This is a genomic window from Pontibacter mangrovi (assembly GCF_006385705.1).
Classification (GTDB): domain Bacteria; phylum Bacteroidota; class Bacteroidia; order Cytophagales; family Hymenobacteraceae; genus Pontibacter; species Pontibacter mangrovi.
In genome coordinates, this window is record NZ_VFRQ01000001.1 from 638019 (window position 1) to 658431 (window position 20413).

General features: G+C 55.1%; 17 protein-coding genes and 1 riboswitch. Of the genes, 6 read left to right on the forward strand and 11 right to left on the reverse strand.

Annotated elements, in window-relative coordinates; genetic code table 11:
* Positions 1-146 precede the first annotated feature (146 nt).
* The 4 genes from FJM65_RS02775 to FJM65_RS02790 form a co-directional block, all read right to left on the reverse strand.
* Positions 147-911, reverse strand: coding sequence for an oxygenase MpaB family protein (locus tag FJM65_RS02775; protein WP_140619172.1), 765 nt, complete (start codon positions 909-911; stop codon positions 147-149).
* A 57-nt stretch (positions 912-968) separates the two neighbouring features.
* Positions 969-2426, reverse strand: a complete 1458-nt coding sequence (locus tag FJM65_RS02780; RefSeq protein WP_140619174.1) for a potassium/proton antiporter — start codon at positions 2424-2426, stop codon at positions 969-971.
* Between the two features lie 42 nt (positions 2427-2468).
* Positions 2469-2651, reverse strand: coding sequence for a hypothetical protein (locus FJM65_RS02785; RefSeq protein WP_140619177.1), 183 nt, complete (start codon positions 2649-2651; stop codon positions 2469-2471).
* Between the two features lie 127 nt (positions 2652-2778).
* Positions 2779-3180 (reverse strand): hypothetical protein, encoded by a 402-nt coding sequence (locus FJM65_RS02790; protein WP_140619179.1) that lies wholly within the window; start codon positions 3178-3180, stop codon positions 2779-2781.
* Between the two features lie 169 nt (positions 3181-3349).
* Between FJM65_RS02790 and FJM65_RS02795 the strand changes: the two genes are divergently transcribed.
* Positions 3350-5821 carry a penicillin-binding protein 1A gene (locus FJM65_RS02795; protein ID WP_140619181.1) on the forward strand — a complete coding sequence of 824 codons (2472 nt, stop codon included), beginning with the start codon at positions 3350-3352 and terminating at the stop codon, positions 5819-5821.
* Between the two features lie 9 nt (positions 5822-5830).
* On the opposite strand, the gene FJM65_RS02800 is transcribed toward FJM65_RS02795, so the two are convergent.
* Complete coding sequence (locus FJM65_RS02800) at positions 5831-6262, reverse strand: acyl-CoA thioesterase (RefSeq protein WP_239022799.1); 432 nt, start codon at positions 6260-6262, stop codon at positions 5831-5833.
* A gap of 183 nt (positions 6263-6445) precedes the next feature.
* Between FJM65_RS02800 and FJM65_RS02805 the strand changes: the two genes are divergently transcribed.
* From FJM65_RS02805 to FJM65_RS02815, 3 genes are all read left to right on the forward strand, one after another.
* Positions 6446-7213 carry a S1/P1 nuclease gene (locus FJM65_RS02805; protein WP_140619183.1) on the forward strand — a complete coding sequence of 256 codons (768 nt, stop codon included), beginning with the start codon at positions 6446-6448 and terminating at the stop codon, positions 7211-7213.
* A 189-nt stretch (positions 7214-7402) separates the two neighbouring features.
* Positions 7403-8704 (forward strand): NCS2 family permease, encoded by a 1302-nt coding sequence (locus FJM65_RS02810; protein WP_140619185.1) that lies wholly within the window; start codon positions 7403-7405, stop codon positions 8702-8704.
* 237 nt (positions 8705-8941) lie between these two features.
* The gene (locus tag FJM65_RS02815; protein ID WP_140619187.1) at positions 8942-9610 is read left to right on the forward strand and encodes a hypothetical protein; all 669 of its coding nucleotides are present in this window, start codon (positions 8942-8944) and stop codon (positions 9608-9610) included.
* 154 nt (positions 9611-9764) lie between these two features.
* On the opposite strand, the gene FJM65_RS02820 is transcribed toward FJM65_RS02815, so the two are convergent.
* A complete protein-coding gene (locus tag FJM65_RS02820; protein ID WP_140619189.1) occupies positions 9765-11102 on the reverse strand; it encodes a Na+/H+ antiporter NhaC family protein in 1338 nt (445 codons plus the stop codon).
* Between the two features lie 211 nt (positions 11103-11313).
* Positions 11314-11416, reverse strand: a riboswitch (SAM riboswitch).
* A gap of 173 nt (positions 11417-11589) precedes the next feature.
* Here FJM65_RS02820 and FJM65_RS02825 point away from each other — a divergent pair.
* Positions 11590-12510 carry an N-acetylmuramoyl-L-alanine amidase gene (locus FJM65_RS02825; protein WP_140619191.1) on the forward strand — a complete coding sequence of 307 codons (921 nt, stop codon included), beginning with the start codon at positions 11590-11592 and terminating at the stop codon, positions 12508-12510.
* A 370-nt stretch (positions 12511-12880) separates the two neighbouring features.
* Here FJM65_RS02825 and FJM65_RS02830 read toward each other — a convergent pair whose 3' ends face one another.
* Positions 12881-14140: a DUF819 family protein gene (locus FJM65_RS02830; RefSeq protein WP_140619193.1), complete on the reverse strand. Its 1260-nt coding sequence runs from the start codon at positions 14138-14140 to the stop codon at positions 12881-12883.
* Positions 14141-14360: 220 nt separating this feature from the next.
* On the opposite strand from FJM65_RS02830, the gene FJM65_RS02835 reads away from it, so the two are divergent.
* Positions 14361-15410: a serine hydrolase domain-containing protein gene (locus tag FJM65_RS02835; protein ID WP_140619194.1), complete on the forward strand. Its 1050-nt coding sequence runs from the start codon at positions 14361-14363 to the stop codon at positions 15408-15410.
* Between the two features lie 63 nt (positions 15411-15473).
* Here FJM65_RS02835 and FJM65_RS02840 read toward each other — a convergent pair whose 3' ends face one another.
* The 4 genes from FJM65_RS02840 to FJM65_RS02855 all read right to left on the reverse strand — a co-directional run bounded on the left by FJM65_RS02840 (position 15474) and on the right by FJM65_RS02855 (position 20361).
* A complete protein-coding gene (locus tag FJM65_RS02840) occupies positions 15474-16646 on the reverse strand; it encodes a C40 family peptidase (protein ID WP_140619196.1) in 1173 nt (390 codons plus the stop codon).
* A gap of 89 nt (positions 16647-16735) precedes the next feature.
* A complete protein-coding gene (locus tag FJM65_RS02845; protein ID WP_140619198.1) occupies positions 16736-17818 on the reverse strand; it encodes an aminotransferase class I/II-fold pyridoxal phosphate-dependent enzyme in 1083 nt (360 codons plus the stop codon).
* Positions 17818-18831: a dipeptide epimerase gene (locus FJM65_RS02850; RefSeq protein WP_140619200.1), complete on the reverse strand. Its 1014-nt coding sequence runs from the start codon at positions 18829-18831 to the stop codon at positions 17818-17820. The genes FJM65_RS02845 and FJM65_RS02850 overlap by 1 nt, the downstream gene beginning before the upstream one ends.
* A gap of 168 nt (positions 18832-18999) precedes the next feature.
* Entirely contained in the window at positions 19000-20361 is a 1362-nt protein-coding gene (locus tag FJM65_RS02855) for a D-alanyl-D-alanine carboxypeptidase/D-alanyl-D-alanine-endopeptidase (protein ID WP_239022800.1), read from the reverse strand.
* Between the last annotated feature and the right edge of the window lie 52 nt (positions 20362-20413).

Genomic DNA, 20413 nt, shown 5'->3' on the forward strand with positions numbered 1-20413 from the left:
TATACTTCAACTACAGGAATTAGTTTTTGCAGAATGTCAAGACGGGCAACTGTGCTTTAGCAAAGTGCGGCGAGGATATCTATTAAACATTATCATACTCACAGTCTGTTTGGCAGGAATCCACCATACTTAACATAACAACGCAACTACACCCTTGCCACATCCAACTCGCGGATCTCAGCTTTGTAGGCAGGCGGAAGTATGATTTCTTTCAGGAGCCAGTCTGCTCTCAGGAAACGGCTGATCTTATAGGCCATCAGTACCGGCAGCAGCACCGGAACGCTGCCAAACTGCAACAGCTTCCGTACCCTGGCAGGCACTACCAGCACCTGCGCCTGCAGCAACAGCCAATACCGGATTCCGCCTAAATGCTTTTTGTATTGCTGGTACAGATCAGCGGTATACTTGCTTACCTGTAGGTTCTGCTGCAAATGCGCGGCACGTGCCTGCTGCCACTCCGGCAGCGTCTGCGGCAGCCCCTGGATGCCCATGCGCGTTCCCACGCGGGTAAACACCTCAAACACCTCGGTTTTCTCCTCCTGCGTCAGTTTCCGCTCCAGCAGCTCAAAGGCACGGATAGAGTAATCGATCAGCATGAAAAGCACGTCGCGGTAGGCCCAGTCGGGAATGGAGAAGCCGCGCTTGGCCTCTACAGCCGCATGAATGGCAGCCATACTATCGATGGCCCGGTAAGCAGCCGCCTCTTCTGAAAACACGATCCTGCGGGCATAGCCCACCGTAGAGAAAAGCCTGCCCAGCGGGTCGGCCGGCAGGCGGCCGGTAAAGTATAGCCAATCAACAGCTTTATTGAGGGCAAATTCTGCGGAGGCGCCGGCAAAGATGAACAGAATCGTATCGCTTTTGCCCCAGATCTGGCGCACTACTGAGTGTTGCTGCACAAAGTATTTCATAGTCTTCTAACAAGCCCAAAGTATAAATCGTGCAGCCTGCCGGGGCAAAAAGTATGGCTATAGCAGTATTTCCTTCACCCGGTTCAGCTCCTGCTCGTTATCCACCATCACCATGAGCTTGTCGTAGGGCTCCAGCACCGTTTGGCCGCTTGGCGTTACAAACCTGCCTCCCCGGTCTATGAGCACAATAAGCGAGGTTTTAGGCAACTGCAGCTGCACCAGCGATTTCCCCACGCTAAGGCTGTTGGGCCCCAGTTGCAGCTCCACCAGCTCGTTTTTGGTGTTGTAGCCCAGCTCCTCCCCCAGTTGCAGCCGCTTGGTGGCGTCCTCCACCCTGCTCAGCCGCAGCCAGTCGGCCACCAGTTTCAGCGTGGTGCCCTGCAGCATCACCGAGGTAAGCACAATAAAAAACACGATGTTGAAAATCATATCAGACCGGTCCAGGCCGGCCAGCATGGGGTAGGTGGCAAACACAATAGGCACGGCGCCCCTCAAGCCCACCCACGACACATACACCTTATCGCGCCAGGAGGAGCGAAAAAAAGCCATGCTGATGAACACACTGACCGGGCGCGCCACAAAGATGAGAAACAGCGACACCAGCAGCCCCACGCCCAGCACCGGCAGCACATGCGACGGAAACACCAGCAGGCCCAGCGTCAGGAACATCAGGATTTGCATGAGCCAGGCTATGCCGTCGTAAAAGCGGGTAAGGCTGCGCTTATGGATGAAGTTGCGGTTGCCAAGTATCACGCTGGCCGTGTACACGGCCAGAAAGCCGTTGCCATGCAAGAGGTTGGTGAACGAGAAGGTGAACAGCACCATCGCCAGCGTCAGGGCCGGGTACAGCCCCTCCTGCTGCAGCTTAATGCGGTTGATGACCCAGGCCATTGCATACCCCATGATGACTCCCAGCGCCCCGCCCACGCTCATCTGCAGGAAAAACATCGGCACCAGCTCCCACAGACTGGCATCGGGGTTGGTAACCAGAAAGGTGAAGCTCACCGTGAGGAAATACGCCATCGGGTCGTTACTGCCCGACTCCAGCTCCAGCGTGGGCCGCAGGTTGTGCTTTAGCCCGATGTTGCGGGAGCGAAGGATGGAAAACACGGCCGCGGCGTCTGTAGAGGACACAATGGCCCCCAGCAGCAGCCCCTCCAGCAGGGTAAAATCCAGGATGTAGGAGGCGAAGAGGCCCACTAGCATGGCCGTGATTAAAACGCCCAGGGTGGAGAGGGTGATGCCGCGCCACAGCACCGGTTTAGTACTTTGCCAGCGCGTGTCCAGGCCACCGGAAAAAAGTATAAGCGTCAGGGCCAGCGTTCCCAGGGATTGGGCGGTTTGGGCATCATCAAAATAGATGCCGCCAATGCCCTCTGAGCCAGCCAGTATGCCCACGCCCAAAAACAGGACCAGTGCCGGAATTCCGAGCCGGCCGAGGCTTTTGCTAACCAGAATGCTCAGGAACAGCAAAATGGAAACACCAAACAGGATGTCTTCTACAGTAAAACTCATATAGTCATTTTCGCAATTTTGGGCCCGGAGGCGCCACAGGCCCTACAGGTTTTCGGTAACAGCAAACACAATAAACGAGATAACCAGTACCGCTAAGTAAATACGTAAAACATTGAAGCGGTTACGCCGGCCATAGTACCAGCACAGGCCGTGCCTGGGAGACACGAGCCCGATGAGGATTCCGAAAATAGAAAGCACAGAGAAAAGCACAGCAACATCTGCCATAGGTATAAAATCTCATGACAGCACCAGCAGAAAGCCAGCGCCGTTCCATTAAAAACAGGTTTAGTTAATAGGGAAGGAAATGCTTCGCCGGAATGAGGCATGCCGGTAGAGAAGCCTGAGATTAAACCTAGGGAGCGTTGGGGAGCACCGAGACGGGCAGGCATTGCTGCAGGAGCTGCCATCCCGAGACCGGAGAAGTATAAGTGGGAGCTGCCAGGGAAGTAACGTAGGAGAAGAGCGGCAGCAACAGCAGCGGCGCGGCTTGCAGCACCTGTTTCAGCTCCAGTGCCGGGGCTGTTTGGGCCTCGGTGAATGCCTGCACGTTCTGGGGCTTTAGCCGATGCCCGGCCTGCTGCTCCTGCTTGGAAGCGACGTGCTGCAAACGCATCACGGCCTCGTTCACAGAGCCCTGCACCAGGTAGTTATACACCATCACCTCATGCCCTGGCAGGGTAAGCGACCACAGCAGCATTACCCACATCAGCGGGAACCTGAGCCAGTGGCGCCGTATATTTCTGGTGTGCAGCATACGTGCAAAGGTATGAAATTTATACTTGCCCTCATTGCCTTTCCAGAACCTGCCTTTCTGGCGCAGTCTTTGTGATTATTGCTGGCTGTTGTACCAAAAACTGTAGTTTTACGTTTGCTTGCAGCATGGCCGCACGCATTGCCGCAGAAAAAAAGCCCTTTAGCATACGATGAGAGCGACGCTCAAAAAGATCATAAAATTTTTAGTCACAAAGATAATGGCGCCGTTCGTGCGCCTGGTACACGGGGAGCTGTCGCCCTTCTGGAGAAGCCTGAAACCTAAGTTTACCCTTGGCTACTGGCGACAGAAGTGGGCCGAGTGGCGCGAAAGCAGCCGCCGCTCCGACTTCCGATTCCTGTACCGCATTTTCTTGAAACTCTCGCTGCTGGGCCTCTTGTTTCTGGTGCTGTTCTACTTTGCCGTGTATGCCGGCTTCCTGGGGGGCATGCCCTCCACGAAGGAACTGCGGTCGGTGCACAACAACACCGCTTCGGAAGTATACGCTGCCGATGGGGAGCTGCTGGGCCGCTATTATATTCAGGACCGCACCAACGTAAAGTATGAAAATATCTCACCTACCGCCATCAAGGCGCTTGTCGCCACCGAAGATGCCCGCTTTTACGAGCACAGCGGCGTAGACGCCCGCAGTCTGGCCCGGGTGTTTATCAAAACGCTCCTGCTGCAGCACGAGAGCTCGGGCGGCGGCAGCACGCTAAGCCAGCAGCTGGCCAAGAACCTCTACCCGCGCAAGAACTATATGTTTTGGGATATGCCCGTCAACAAGCTGCGCGAGATGATCATTGCCCGCAAGCTCGAAACCATCTACTCGAAAGAGGAAATACTGGAGCTTTACCTGAACACTGTGCCCATGGGAGGCAACCTGTATGGCATTGAGCGTGCCTCCCAGCGCTTTTTCAGCTCCTCGGCAGCTGAGCTGAAGCCGGAAGAGGCGGCCGTGCTGATCGGCATGCTAAAGGCTACCACCACGTATAACCCGCGCCTGAACCCGGAGCGCTCCAGAAACCGCCGAAACGTGGTGCTGGCGCAGATGGCCAAGTATAACTTCATCAGCCCCGGTAAAGCCGACTCGCTGCAGCAGTTGCCCCTCAAGCTAAAGTATAACTATACCACCCACAACGATGGCATTGCCCCCTATTTCCGGGAGCAGCTGCGGCAGGAACTGGTGGCGTGGGCAGCGGGCCAGCGCAAAAAGAACGGGGAGCCTTACAACCTCTACACCGATGGCCTGAAAATCTATACCACCATTGATGCCGGCATGCAGCGCCACGCAGAGGCGGCGGTGCGCAAGCACATGGCGCAGCTGCAGCGGCAGTTCGACGCGCACTGGCGCGGCCGCTCGCCCTGGGGCCGCAACACCGACGTGCTGCTGGATGCCATCAAGCGCTCCCGCCGCTATAAAAAGCTGAAGGAAGCCGGGAAGTCGGAGGCAGAGATTGTGGAGATTTTCCGGCAGCCGGTGCCGATGCAGGTATTTGCCTGGGGCGGTAACCAGAAAAAAGAAATGAGCCCCATGGACTCTGTGGCGTATTACGCGCGCTTCCTGAACACGGGCCTCCTCTCCATAGAGCCGCACTCCGGCTTCGTGCGGGCCTGGGTGGGCGGCATCAACCACCACGCCTTTAAGTATGACCATGTGAAGGCAAAGCGGCAGGTAGGCTCTACCTTTAAGCCCATTGTGTACGCCACTGCCCTGGAAGAGGGCGCAAAGCCCTGCGACTACTTCCCGAACGAACGTAAAACCTACCCAGAGTATGACAACTGGTCGCCGCGCAACGCCACCGACGAGTATGGCGGCGAGTACAGCATGCGCGGGGCACTGGCCCACTCGGTTAACACTATTTCAGCGCAGTTGATCATGCAGGCAGGGGTAAACCACACGATCGCCATGGCCCACCGGCTGGGTATAAAGTCAGATTTGCCCGAAGTACCCTCGCTGGCCCTGGGCACTGCCGACCTGTCGCTGCAGGAGATGGTAACCGCCTATGCCACCTTTGCTAACCGCGGTTACAAGGTGGAGCCGGTGTACATCACCAAAATTGTGGACCGCGAGGGCCGCGTGCTGCAAGCGCATAAGGACGGTGAAAATGCCAGAAAGGTAGTATCAGAGGAAACGGCCGCCACGATGCTCTACCTGATGCAGGGCGTGGTGGAAGAAGGCAGTGCCGCCAAGCTGCGCTCGCAGTATAGCCTGAAGATGGATATAGCGGGTAAAACCGGCACGACGCAGGACAACGCTGACGGCTGGTTCATCGGTATAACGCCGCAGCTCGTCACCGGGGTTTGGGTGGGGGGCGAGAGCCCGCAGGTGCGTTTCAGGACCCTGGCGCTGGGCCAGGGCTCGCGTACCGCGCTGCCGATCTGGGGCGAGTACATCCGCCGCATCGCCATCGACCCGGCTTACAAAGGCTATTACAACAGCCGCTTCACCCCGCTGCCGCCGCACCTGCAGGCCAGCCTGAACTGTGCCTCTTACCGCGCCGAGCCTCCCCGCGACAACCTGCTGGAGCGCCTGCTGGACAAAGTGGGCGAGAAAGCCGCCCAAACCTATGAACAGTGGAAAGAAAATATAAAGAAGCGCCGCAAGGAAAAGCGCGCGCAGCGAAGAAGGGACAGAAACTAACCCCTGCCCTTACGCTTCCTGGTAATCCGGGCTTTTGTTGAGGCGGAAGAACTGCTCCACCAACTCGTCGGGCAGGGCCGTTAGCTTGCGCTTCACCAGGTCGAGCCAGGCACCGTCTACGTTAATGACGGCGGCCTTCACGCCATCCTCCCGAAAAACCTCGTGCCGGATAGACCAGCGGGAGCCGTCCGGGCGGCTTTTGGTGAGCTCCACCGTCACTTTCAGATGCTCGTTTATACCTACTTCGCGCAGGTATACCAGTTCCTCCCGAAAAAGGATCGGCCCTATTTTCAGGTGCTTAAAGGCCTTCAGGTCCATGCCTAGCCTGTCGAGCACAACAATGCGGGCCTGAGCGGCAAAGTCGGCATAGGCAGAGTGGCGCATGTGCATGTTCGCATCCAGGTGCGACCACATCACTTTGCCTTCGTAAACGTTGTTCATGGTGCTGTTTTTTTTGGCAAAGATAGGCAATTGGCTTCCTAAAAGAAACCCGTTTCATACTTTAGGTTTCCGCCTCCGAGCCGGGCTAATTTAAAATTACGCGTTAAATTACAGCCAGTGTTCCCGCATTCAGCATAAATTTTGTTGATTTGCAGTCGCAATAAATCACTACTTACCATATCCATGAAAAAATTACTGAGCATCTTCTTTATTTGCTTTGCGCTGACAGGGCAGGCTTTCGCGTGGGGGCAAAACGGGCACCGCGCCGTGGGCCTGGTGGCCGAGCAGCACCTGAGCAAAAAAGCAAAAAAGAAAATCCTGAACCTGCTGGAAGAAAACACCCTGGCAGAGGCAGCCACGTGGATGGACGACATCAAGAGCGACCACGCCTACGACCACACCCACGACTGGCACTGGGTAACGATACACGACGGTGAGACCTACGACCAGGCAGAGAAAAACCCGAAAGGCGACATCATCGGCAAGATTGAGGAGATTACCAAGGCCCTGAAAGCCGGCAACCTGAACAAGGCGCAGGAGCAGGAGTACATCAAATACCTGATCCACCTGGTGGGTGACGTGCATCAGCCGCTGCACGTGGGCACCGGCGACGACCAGGGAGGCAACCAGGTAAAGGTGCAGTGGTTTTACCAGCCCTCTAACCTGCACCGCGTGTGGGACAGCGACATGATAGATGGCAAAGACCTTAGCTTTACGGAGATCGTTCGTTTTCTGGGCGAGCCGAAGAAAGACCAGGTACAGCAGTGGCAGGCCACTAACGTACGCGACTGGGCAACCGAATCAATGAGCTACCGCCCGCAGGTATACAACCTGCCGGAAGACAAGAAGCTGAGCTACCGCTACTCGTATAAGAACTTTGACCTGGTGGAGCAGCGCCTGCTGCAGGCCGGCATCCGTCTGGCGGGTCTGCTGAACGAGATCTACGGTTAAGCGCGGCCATTTGAGTTTATAAGAAACAGCCACAGCACTTGAATAAAGGATGCTGTGGCTGTTTTGCTTTTCAGTCCGGCCTGTACTGTTGTAAAGCACAAGAAAATTAACCTTCCCTGAAAACTGTTTTTTGTTACTTTTGGGAATACTGTCCCTTAGGCCAAACCATCATCTCAACTAGAACATCTCATGGAGTCATACTTCCAACTGAAAGAAAACCGGACCAGCGTAAAGACGGAGGTGCTCGCCGGCATCTCTTCTTTTCTCGCCACTGCCTACATCATTGTTGTTAACCCTACCATACTTTCGCAGGCGGGCATGCCTTTCTCCGGGGTGCTGACGGCTACTGTGCTGGTTTCCTTTTTCAGCAGCGTGATGATGGGCCTGTATGCCCGCAACCCCATTATCGTAGCGCCAGGTATGGGCCTGAACGCTTTCTTTACTTATTCTGCTGTGCTGGGCATGGGGGTAACCTGGCAGGTGGCCCTGGGCGCTGTGTTCTGGTCTGGCATCGTGTTCCTGATCCTGTCGGTGGCTAATATCCGCACCATGATCGTTCGGGCCATTCCCCGCCCGCTGCGCTTTGCCATTGCCGCAGGAATCGGCTTGTTCATCACCCTGATCGGCCTGGCCAACGCGAAATTTATTGTCGCCAACCCTGCCACTATCATTGGCGTGAGCCCGGTAACGCCGACCATACTTACGTTTCTGGCGGGCCTCCTGCTCACGGCCATTCTTATTGTGCGCAACGTCAAAGGCGGTATTCTGCTGGGCATCCTTTTCACTACCCTGGCCTCGTACCCGCTTGGCCGCTGGTGGGCCACCGACATGGAGCCGCTCATCACCTGGCAGGGCTTTTTATCTGCACCGGACTTTAGCCTGCTGTGGCAGCTGGACCTGGTAAACTCTTTTAAGCTGTCGGTGGTGCCGGTTATTTTTGCCTTCGTGTTCACGGATATGTTTGATAGCATCTCCACTTTTGTGGGCCTGGCAGAAGCGGCCGACCTGATGGATGAACACGGTGAGCCGCGCAACGTGCAGCGCTCGCTCACTACGGATGCCGTGGCTACCACTATTTCCGGTCTTTTAGGCTCCAGTCCGGGCACCGCCTATGTAGAGTCGGCGGTGGGCATAGAGGCCGGCGGTCGCACTGGGCTGACAGCCCTGGTAGGCGGCCTGCTGTTCCTGCCGTTCCTGTTTCTGGCGCCGCTGCTTTCTGTTATCCCGGCCATTGCCACCGCCCCGGCCCTGGTGCTGGTAGGAGCCTTTATGGTGCGTCCTGTCACCAAAATTGATTGGTTTAAAATGGATGACGCCATCCCTGCCTTTCTGGCCATGGTGCTCATCCCCTTCACCTATTCCATTACACAGGGTATCATCTGGGGCTTTCTGAGCTGGACGGCCCTGAAGGTGGTCATCGGCAAGCGCCGCGAGGTGAGCCTGGCCCTGTGGATTATTGACGTGTTTGCCATAGCCGCACTGCTGCTCTAAGTGCAAAAGCGGCAGAAAGTGTGGAAACTTTCCACACAGTGAACTTGATTTTGACATATTTCTGTTAGGTGAGTTGTTGCCAAAAGATTTTTTTTAGTAATCTTATGCAATATTTAAAACACAGTCAGGTTAACCCTGTATGTACCGCCACTTGGAAAGGTATAATTCTACTCCCTTAGGCGCACGCAACACTGTATCAGAAATACAAAATTTAATACCTAATAAAAAGCTTAAATTATGAAGGCACTCTTTTTCTCCCTGGCCCTAATGTGCTCTGCAACCATGGTACAGGCACAGAGCAACGCCGCAGAAAAAGCACCTGCAGCCAACGCCAAACTTGAAAAGCAGTACGACTACCTGAAAAGCAGCTCTAACACCTGGCAGGGCTATAAAGTAGTGAAGATCTCGACGCTGGATAACTTTTGGAGAACGGTGCAGGCAACTGTAGACGCAAAAGACAAAAAGCTTGAGAATTTTGAAGCAGAGGCGGACGCTAAGCTGCAGGAAGCACGCAAAGATGTGGCTGCCCAGGAGCAGCAGCTACAGACGATGCAGCAGAACATGAAGCAGAAAGAGCTGGAGATACAGCAGAGCATGCACGATATTACCCACATCTCGGTGCTGGGAATCGACTTGCCAAAGCAGTTTTACGTGCTCCTGAACTCCGGCATCATCTTAGCCCTGCTGATTGCCCTGGGTATAATGGCCGTGCAGCATAAGAGCAGCAAACGGGTAGCCAACGAAAAGCGCCGCGCCTATGATGAGATGGAGCTGGAACTAAGTGAGTATAAGAAAAGCGCCCGCGAGCGTGAGCTGAAGATAAAGCGTGAGCTGCAGACAGAAATGAACCTGGTAGAGGACCTGAAACAGCAGATCGCCTCTTTGAAGAAACAGCCGCAGCTGTAAGTTATAGCCAAAGGAAGTATAGCAAAACCCCGGCCACGAGCTTCGTAGCCGGGGTTTTTGCTTATTGTATGGTCTTCTGCCAAAGCCCGCTTATTTATACTTCTGCCGGTTACGCTGAGTATAGAAATTAGCTGACTTAAAGGGTCCCCTTTCATTACCCCGCCACAGCTGGCTCCGCTGCTGGCTGCTTTGCCAGGAACCTGTCTACAAAGGGCGTGAACACAGCCAGTAGGCTGAACAGCAGCAGGAAGTATAGATACCAGACGTTTGCCCATAAGTCCAGGAAGCTTAGCTGACCGTTGGTAAAGCTGAGAAGAATAAGCACTTGCGCGCCGTAGGGCAGCATCCCCTGCACCAGGCACGAGGCGATATCCAGCAGGGCAGCGGTTTTGCGCTTGTCCACCCCATAGGATCGGCTGATCTCCTTCACCACCTGCCCTGTTACGACAATGGACACCGTGTTATTGGCGATGGCCGTGTTTGTGCCGCCTACCAAGGCCATGATACTTAATTGCGCCGATTTAAAGCCACGGGTGGCGCCGCGCACCCGCTGCAGCAAAAACGCAATGCCTCCTGCCTCGCTCACCATTTGGGCCAAACCACCCGTCAGCATAGAAAGCAGGAAGATCTCCGTCATGCCGGTAAAGCCTTCGTAGATGCTGCGCCCCAGCGAGAGAAGCTCCAACTGCCCCTGCCACAGCCCCATCCCCCCCGAAACCAGCGTCCCGAGCGTTAGCACCACAAACACGTTTACCCCGGACACAGCCAACCCGATCACCAGCAGGTAAGGTAACACTTGCCAAAAACTAAAGGCCTGCGCCACCGGCAGCTGCCCATCGGCCGTAGCGCTGCCAAAGCCCGCAAAGAGCAGCAGCAACACCGTAAACAGGGCAGCAGGCCCGGCAATCAATGTATTTACCCTGAACTTGTCGCGCATGCTGCACTCCTGCGTTTGCGTGGCCGCAATGGTGGTATCCGAAATAAAGGACAGGTTATCGCCAAACATGGCACCGCCCAACAGCGAGCCCAACAGCAGCGGCAACGACGTATGGCTCTGCTCAGCCAGGCCTACTGCAATGGGCCCCAGGGCCACAATAGCGCCCACAGAGGTTCCCGTAGCCGTCGACAGGAAGGCCGCCAGCAAAAACACGCCCAGGGACAGGTACTGCACCGGCAGCACGCTCAGCCCCAGGTTTACCGTGGCATCCACGCCGCCAACCGCCTTGGTAACCGAGGCAAAGGCACCAGCCAACAGGTAGATAAGGCACATGGTGATGATCTTGGAGTCGCCGCAGCCCCGGATGAGGGCAGTTACCTTGGCCTCTGTAGCCCCGCGAAGTATGAAAAAGGCCGAGACAATGCCCATCAGAACTGCTACCGGTGCCGGCAACGCATAAAAATCATTTTGAACGATGCCGGTGCCTAAAAAGGTAAGCACAAACACCAGGAACGGCAGAAGAGCCCATCCGCCTGTTTTTTGTAAATGTTGCATGGTAATAGTGCGCTAACAGCGGGCGTCCTAGCAGGACCAGCATGGCGCAGTGATCGTTAAAAAAAATTGAAAGTATGGCCTGACCGGCCGAAACACGCTAAACCCGCAGGCTTAGGAGAAGAAGCCGCAACAACAACAGCAACCAACAGGAAGCGTGGCGCTGCGGAAGCTACGGCGATGGCAATGCGGAAGTGATGTGTGCATGAGGTACAATTTATAGGTCCCGAACCGGGCAGGTGGTAGCACCTTTACGGCCTTAGCCGTGGTTGCTAGAGGTTCACAGAGCCTGCTCTCTCCCCTCTTCTTTATAAATCTTGCATAAAGATGCGGCAAAGGTAAGGGCCGCAGTGGCAGAAAATCAACCTCAAAACACCTTTTCCGGAAGATTTATACTTTATTCAGGCTATAATTCAGTGTCTGAACTTGCATCTGTGGGGATTTTGGCACAAGTTTATACTTCACAAAACCAACTACTCTAACTACATCCATGAAGTATACTTCTACTGCGTTTTTCTCGGCGCTGCTGGCCAGTGCCTGCCTCTACAGCTGCTCCCCTAACCCTTATGCCAAAACCAACCGCGCACACAAAAAGCAACTAAAGGCCTATGCCAAAGAGCTGCGTACCGTGCCCGATGTTAAGCCAGAAGAAAGCGAGCTACAACTGGGCGACTACTGGGTGGGCACGACTAACTTTAGCATGCGCCGCCCTAACTTTGTGATCATCCACCACACCGCCCAGCACTCTACCGACCATACCCTCAGGACCTTTACCATGCCCAAAACGCAGGTAAGCGCCCACTACGTGATCGGCCGCGACGGAAAGGTGTTCCATATGCTGAGCGACAACCTGCGCGCCTGGCACGGGGGCAATAGCCGCTGGGGCCACGACACCGACCTCAACTCCTCTTCGATTGGCATTGAACTGGATAACAACGGCGAAGAGCCTTTTGACGAGGCCCAGATCAACAGCCTGCTGGAAGTGCTGGCCATGCTGAAAGAAAAGTACCACATCCCGACAGAGAACTTCCTGGGCCACGCGGACATTGCCCCTGTGCGCAAAGTAGACCCCAATGCTTCTTTTCCGTGGAAGAAGCTGGCAGAAAACGGCTTTGGCCTGTGGTATGACGAGGGGGTGATAGAAGAGTACCTGCAGCCAGCCGCGCCTATCACCGTGCTGGACAGCACCGGCACCGAACCTGTGCTCATCCTGCAGCCCCTGGACTCTATTTCCACCATTCCGCCGCACTTCAACCCCAAAGAGGCGCTCCGCATCATCGGCTACGATACCCGCGACCTGCCTGCCGCCATCCGCGCTTTTAAGCTGCACTTTATCCAGGATGAGGTAAACATGGAGCTGACAGAGAAAGACAAGATCATACTTTATAACCTGTACCAAAAGTACTTATAAGAAAAGCCTGTATCCAGCCGGTGACGCATCGTGTTTGCTGAGTCTCCAGACTCGCTTTTATTCGTGAAGAACATTCGGCTTAAAAAAACCGGCCCCGGCAGGAGAGGCTTTTCTCCTGCCGGGGCCGGTTTTTATACTTTATACTTTGATGCGTTGGCATCGGTTAAATCACAACATTGATCTAATTTGGCACTTCCTACTGTCTAAACCCACCCCTACCCCCTCCGAGGAGGGGAATAACCTGTAGATTTATTAAAATAACAGTGAGTCAAATAAATGGGATTAGGTAGAAGAAGAAAGAAGCTTAAAATTTAATCAGCCCTCTACTCCTAAACTCTCTAACCTTCTAATTCTTTAACTTCCCCACTCTCTACGCCAGCAGGTTCCAGACATACTGCAGCATCAGGCCGCAGATGTAGGCGCCGTATGTGCCCACGGCATACCCCAACACGGCCAGCAGCACGCCCACCGGGGCCAGGTATCGGTTAAAAGCCACTGCCACAATAGGCGCAGAAGCCGCCCCTCCGATATTGGCCTGGCTGCCCACGGCCACATAGAAAAACGGGGCGCGAATGATGCGGGCCACCACCAACATGATCAGGATATGGAACGTGATCCAGAAAGCACCTACCAGAAACAGCTTCGGGTTATCCAGCACCGCGCCCAGGTCCATGCTCATACCGATGGTTGCCACCAGGAAGTACAGGAAAACAGAGCCAAAACGGGAGGCTCCGTAGCTCTCCAGGTCACGCGCCTTGGTAAACGATAGCACCAGACCAGCCGTGGTGGCAATGATCACAAGCCAGAAGAAACCGCTGGTAATCGAGTATTTCTCCAGCTCCGGAAAGTTCTCGGCAAAGTATGGCGCAATCACATCGGCCAGAAAGTGAGACAAGCCAGTAAAGCCAAAGGCCACGCCCAGCAGCACAATAGTGGTAGCCACCGTCGGCATCACGCGCTTGCCGGCCTGCAGCCCCTCCAGGCGCTCCTCCAGCTCCCGTATAGGCTTGCTGTCTGCGCCCAGCAGCTTGTCTATCTTCTCCGGCTTCTGCGACCAGTACAGCAGGAAACCCATCCATACGTTGGCTACCAGCACGTCCACGGCGATCATTTGCCCGAACACCTCCTTGCTGGCGCCAAACACCTCCAGCATGGCCGCCTGGTTGGCACCTCCGCCTATCCAACTGCCGGAGATCGTGGCGAGGCCCTTCCATACTTCATCGTTGCCGGCATATAGCACATCTGGAAAGATGGAACCGCCCAGCAAAAGCGCCAGCGGTCCGCCCAGCATCACCCCCACCGTGCCGGCAAAGAACATGATCACGGCCTTACTGCCCAGCATGCGGAGCGACTTAAAATCGATGCTGATGGTGAGCAGGATGAGTGAGGCGGGCAGGAAAAAGCGCGAAGCGACAAAGTATAGCTGCGAGCTTTCGCCGGAGATGATGTTAAAGGTATTGAGCAGCGCCGGCAGAAAATAGCACAGCAGCAGCGACGGAATAACTTTGTAGAACCGCGCCCAGAAGCCCTGGGTTTTGGAGGAAGTATGAAAAACAAAAGCCAGGATAACGAGCAGGATGCCCAGCACCACAGCTTCGTTTGTGATAAGCGGTGCGCTTGTTTCGGTCATGGGTTGGAATAAGGTTGGTTGTAAGTTTAGCTAAGGCAGCTTTGCCCAGGGCACAGCCGCCGCTGAAACGTTAAAGTTAGAACGACTTCTGCCCAAAGCCAACACCCGAGGCCGATTTGATGCAGATTTTTCTATATATTAACGAACCCGGCGCCGCTGCCTTTTGTGCTGGCTATTTGCTATTTTTGGAAGATGCTTCACAAAAACGACACCTGCCACCATGCCTAGCCTGCAATCAACGATGGAAAACCTGATGCGCCGCCACATACAAGATACCTCGCCGGGGGCGGTGCTGCTCCTGGCCCGGGAAGGGGAGACTGTTTTTCTGGAAGCCGCAGGGCTGGCTGACCTGGGTCAAAAAACTACCCTCACGCCGCACAGCACCTTTCGTTTGGCCTCTGTTTCGAAGCAATTTACGGCTATGGGTGTGCTGCTGCTCGCGCAACAAGGCATGGTGAACCTGCAAGATCAACTTAGTTTATTCATCCCGGAGCTGGCGCATTTTAAGGGGGTTCAACTGCAGCACCTGCTCAACCATACTTCCGGCCTCCCTGATTTTGAGGAGTTCATCCCGGAGCATCAGGCGCGGCAGCTGAGAGACGAGGACGTGCTCCGGCTGACGGCGGCACAGAAAACTGCCTTTTTTGCGGCAGGAAGTATGTACCGCTACAGCAATACAGCCTATGTGCTGCTGGGGCTTTTGGTGGAGCGGGTTTCCGGTATAGAGTATGGTGAGTTTCTGCAAAAGCGCATGTTTGAGCCGCTACAGATGCAAAATTCCATACTCTATAGCGCCACCGCCACCATTCCGCACAGGGCGCTCGGCTACCGGCGAGACGAAACTGGCCACTTTATACTTTCAGACCAAACAATCGGCACGGCCACCCGCGGCGACGGCTGCATTTATACCTCTGCCCCCGACTACCTGAAATGGCTTACTGCATTAGAGGTAAGTTCTTTATTTAACATAAATGATCAACTTGAGAAATATTCATCAAGTATAGACCCTGCAAAAGGGTGGCGCTACAGCATGGGCTGGTTTATGTCGGAAGTAGGAAACGGCCAGCTTGAATACTGCCACAGCGGCGACACCTCCGGCTTTACCAACCTGGTGATCCGGTTGCCGCGGCACAAGTCCCAGATCATCTGCTTCTCCAACATCGCAAATAACCAGCTTTTCCTCAGCGATCTGCTGCAGGAGTTACAGCAGTTCCCGGCATTCTGCCCCGAGTCTGAGCTGGTGCAGCACCTGCAAGAGCTGACGAGGTAAAACAAAAAGAGAGACACAATTATTGCGTCTCTCTTTCTGCTCCTGCCAGAACTGGCCAGGTTGTTATTTATACAGGGCTGTCTCCCGAAGGTCCACTACCGCATCTTCCGGTGTCACACGCTTCGCTCTCAGGAAACGCTTCAGCTCCGGCTCGTCAAAGTTCTCGGCTTCAGGATTCATGCTGCTGATACGCACGCGTCCGGCTGAGTGGATAAACTCCTGGTTGCCGCCAATCCACATGCCCACGTGCACCACACGCTCGGGCTTCCCGTCCTTGGCAGGCACGCCAAAAAACAGCAAGTCGCCGGGCTGCATGTTGTCCCAGCCATTTGAAGTATCTACCAGCTCACCGATGTGCACCTGCTGCGAGGCATCGCGCGGCAGCACCAGGCCGTTCATAAAGTATACCGTTTTGGTAAAGCCGCTGCAGTCCACGCCTTTCATCGAGGTGCCGCCCCACAGGTATGGCAGCCCCAAAAGCTGCTTGCTAGTGCTCACCAGGTTATCGCCGTTTGGCTGGCGACTGCCTACCCATTCCTCATACTTCACCGACTCGTCCACAGGCACAAAGCCTTTGCGCCCGTCCGGAAAACTTACGGCATAGAAATCTCCCTGCTGCTTCTCCAGCGCCAGCACATCCCCATACACCAGGTCCGACACGCTTCCGGCATTCGCACTTGCTGCCTCCAGGGCAAAACCATATGGTTTGGTATACAGCACTTTTGGGCTATTCTGCCAATTGTCAAAAGCGGCTTTGTCCATCAGGCTAACGCCTCTGTCGTCTACCCAGGCCAGGTATTTGTCCGGCGTTTGCACCAGGTACCAGCCACGCTCTTTCTTGAACACCTGTACCGGCGTGCCCATCGTAGCCTGTGTGGCAAGTTCAGCCGGGTGCTTGGGCTCCGAGCGAAGGTTGGCTACCGACAGCGCGATCACGCCATAGGCTTTTCCCTCCAGTTCCGCCTCCGGCAATACCTGAATGCTGTCTACAAAGGTAATGTTGGCGGCTTTCAGCTTCTCCAGCAGCTCCTGCTTGGCTTCTGGCATGTTAGTCTCGCCGGCCAGCACCTGCCCGCGCTGCTCTACGTTAAACAAGGCCACACGCTTATCAGGTGCGTATTCCTGCCGCACCGAGTCTATTTGGGCCGCCATGGCGCCATCCGTGTCAGCAGTTTCTTTTCCTGATGTACAGGCCATCAGCAGGCCCAGGGCAACTATGAGATAATTCTTTTTCATGATGTTTTAAGGGTATGGCCGCATACAGTTGCCGCCAAAAGTATAGTTTATAGGTTGATGTTTTAATACTTGCTTCGTCGCTTTCTCTACTATAGGACAAAATCCGGCGAAAATTCGTTTACTGCCGCTGCCAGCCGCTGTATGTCGGCGGGCGTGTGCAGGCTGCTGAGGATCACCCGGATGATGGGCGGGCTGTCGGCGGTGGGGTAGCGAAAGTTGGAGATGAGAACGCGGTGCCGATGCAGGTGCCGGGCCATTTCTTCGTGGCTGGTGCTGAACACCGGGTAGCCAGGTATGTACCGGAACAGCTCGGGCCGCTGCAGCTGCTGCCTAAACTGCTTAATGTTCTGCTGCAGCCGCTCCTGCGCCTCTCTTATCACCTCCCCCGCCTGCAGGTACGCGTGCAGGTAAGCCGGAATGGCCGGCGAGGCCCCGCCAAAGTAGGGGCTGGCCTTTACCTGCTCCACCAGTTGTCTCGGGCCCAGCATAAATCCCGCCGGCACGCCCAGGGCCTTGCCAAACGAGCTCCCGATGATCAGCTCCACATTTTTATACTTGCAGAGCTGCGGGTAAATGCCTACCCCACCCGGACCCGTTACCCCAAAGCCGTGGGAATCGTCCACCACGAGTATAACTTTTTGCTCTGGCAGCTGCGCCACCCAATCAAAATTATAGCTGTTGGCCTGCAGCGGGTCCAGGGCGTTGCAGATAAGTATGAATTTTTCCTCCTTCTGCGATGCCTTTACCTCGTCCACTGCCAGCGTGGCCCATTCTTCAAAAGGGATGGCGGCATTGGCCTGGGCCGCGGCGCCATCGTTTTCCCACAGCGCCGGGTGGGCACCCGGGGCATACAAAAAGCGGCCTCGGCCGCGAAGCACCTGCACCAGCGTCTGCCCCATCAGAAAGCCCGAAGACATGGTAACCGCTGCCTCCGCCCCTGTTATACTTGCCAACTGCTCCTCCACCTGCCGGTATACTTCCAGCCGCAGGTTAGAGCGCCGCGAGCTGGAGTAGTTGGTGCCGTAGCGCCGTATCCCCTCCACCACCAGCTCCTGAAAAGCCGTATTGCAGGCCATGCCCAGGTACGATGTGCCGCTACAGTAAAGAAACTCCTCCTCCTCCAGCATCACGGTGCGGCCCGGCAAATGGTCGGTATAGGCGGGCGTGTGCATTAAGCGATCAACTCGGCGCCGGTGCCGTTTACGCTGCTATAGTATACCTTGCCATTGTCGATGGTAATGCCGCGGGCAATGTCTTTGCTGATGAGCAGCGGCCCGTCCATGTCCACGTAATCCAGCATGGGCAGCAGCTGCGCAATGGCCGAAATACCCACTGTTGATTCAGTCATACAGCCCACCATCGTTTTCAAGCCCAGCTCGCGGGCCTCTTTCAGCATGCGCCGAGCCGGGGTAAGGCCTCCGCACTTCACCAGCTTCACGTTTACGCCGTGGAAGTGGCCTACGCACTTGGCGACGTCGCTTTCGGTAATGCAGCTTTCATCGGCAATCAGCGGCAGCACCGAGTGCTGGTACACCTGCTTCATGCCTTCCAGGTCGTCGGCGCGCATAGGCTGCTCAATAAACTCCACGCCCAGCGGCTTCAGCTGTCTGGCGTTCTCAATGGTTTCCTCCACGCCCCAGGCGCAGTTGGCGTCTACCCTGAACACGGCATCGGTGTGCTTGCGCAGTTCCTTGATGATCTCCACATCCTCTTTGGTGCCCAGTTTGATCTTGTACAGCGGCCACGGCATCTCCTTCAGCTTCTTCACCATGTTTTCGATGGTGTCGATGCCAATGGTATAGTTGGTCAGCGGATTCTTGTCCGGATTCAGGCCCCACAGCTTGTAAAGCGGCTGCCCCTGCAGCTTACCGTACAGGTCGTTGGCGGCTATGTCCAGGGCGCAAAGGGCAAAAGGGTTATCCTTCAGGTGCGGCTGCATCTGCTCCCAGAAATCCTCCGGTTTATCCAGCGTGGTGGCTTCTATCTGCTGGCGGATATTTTCCAGGGCCGCGGTCATACTTTCTATCGTGAAGCCATAGTATGGGTTACTGGTGGCTTCACCGTAGCCCTTGTGCCCGTCCTGCTCCAGCTCCACAATCATGGTAGGCTGGGTATCGCGCGAGTCGTAAGAGATGGTAAAGGTATGTTTTAGCGGTAGGTCGTAAGACCGTATGGTCAGTTTCATGGTTATGGTTTAAGTATAGTTGCTGATAGTTGGTTGCTGATAGTTGGTTGCTGATAGTTGGTTGCTGATAGTTGGTTGCTGATTGTTGGTTGTAAGATCGGAATTTATAGTTAATAAGAATAGGCAGGATTAGTGCTCCTTCTTTAACTCCTAAACTCTCTAACTCTCTCAATACCTGTTGTGCACTTCCGTCATGATGCGCACCATTTCGTTTCGGATGGCTGAGGTAGATACTTTGTAGTTGTTGTTCATAAAGCTATAGAGCAGCAGCTTGCCGCTTTTCGTCATAATAAAGCCGCTCTGGTTGTGCACATGGGCCAGGGTACCGGACTTGCCAAACACGAAGGGCACCTCGGCCTGGTAAATGTTTCGGAACGTTCCCGGGCGCCCGCCCACGGCCAGCATGGGCAGCAGGCGCTCCTTTGGTCGCTCCTGCATCAGCTTCTGCAACAAGGCAATGATGCTGCGCGGCGTGAACATGTTCATGGAGGACAGCCCGGAACCGTCCACCCACACCGGTTCGTCCGGCAGGTCGGCCAGGTAGTTCTCCTTTACATACTTTATCGCCCGCTCCACCGAAAGCGTGTCAGACAGAGTGCCGGAGTTGAGTGCCATCAGCTGCTCTGCCATCAGGTTGTCGCTTACGTGCAGCATGCGTTTCAGCACCGTGTCGGTAGGCAAGCCATAGAAGACTTTACCGCCATCCGGCACCGCGGCCTTCAAAAGCTCCACTTCGCGCTGCAGGGTGTCGGCCAGTAAAGTTACTACCATTTCCGGAGAAGTAATAAAAGGCACTTCCGTGGAGTATTTTCCGGAGGCGTAGCGTGGATGGTAAGAGACGTGGTTGCTGCGCCAGGCACGCACGAAGGCGTCTTTGGAGCGGCTTTCAGCCGTATCTACCACGATGTTTTTCTTAAAGTAGGAGGGCGTGGTCGTAAAAGGGCTTCCCTCTTCTTTATAAAACTTCATCACATTGCCATGAATCGGGAACACGTTGCGCTCGGGCTGATAGTAGTAATTATAATCGTCCCAGCCCCAGTTGGTGGCGAAAGGCGTGCTGGCAAATGGCGCATCTATGTAGTATAGCTTCTTCACCGGCCTGTTTTTCAGGAAATCATACGCCAGCGTGTTCTTCAGGTCCATGTGCGTGAAGGTAGGATCGCCGGTGCCCCAGAAAATGAGCGAATCGCCGCGGCTCACATACTTTAGCGCCGGAATGGAGTCGCCCAGCATTTTGAGTGTGGCATAAAAGGTAAAGAGCTTCGTATTAGAGGCCGGCACAAAGTATTTATCAGCGTTATGCGCTACCACCATCTGGTCTAGTTCGGGGTCATACAGGGCAAAGCCTACGAAGCTCTGCTTCAGCACTTCCGATCCCGCAACCTCACGGCGTATCTCTTCGGGCCCGAAACGCCCTTCTGCAGCGGTGGTGGCAGGCACCTTGCTGCCGCAGGCCATGCTGAGCAGCAGCGTGCCCAGCATCCCCCATTTACAAAGCTGTTTCTTCAGCAACATCATTCTATAGCTCATTTGAAAGTCTTAAATAAGTAAAAAGCGCTATATATTCAAAAACTTTGTTGCA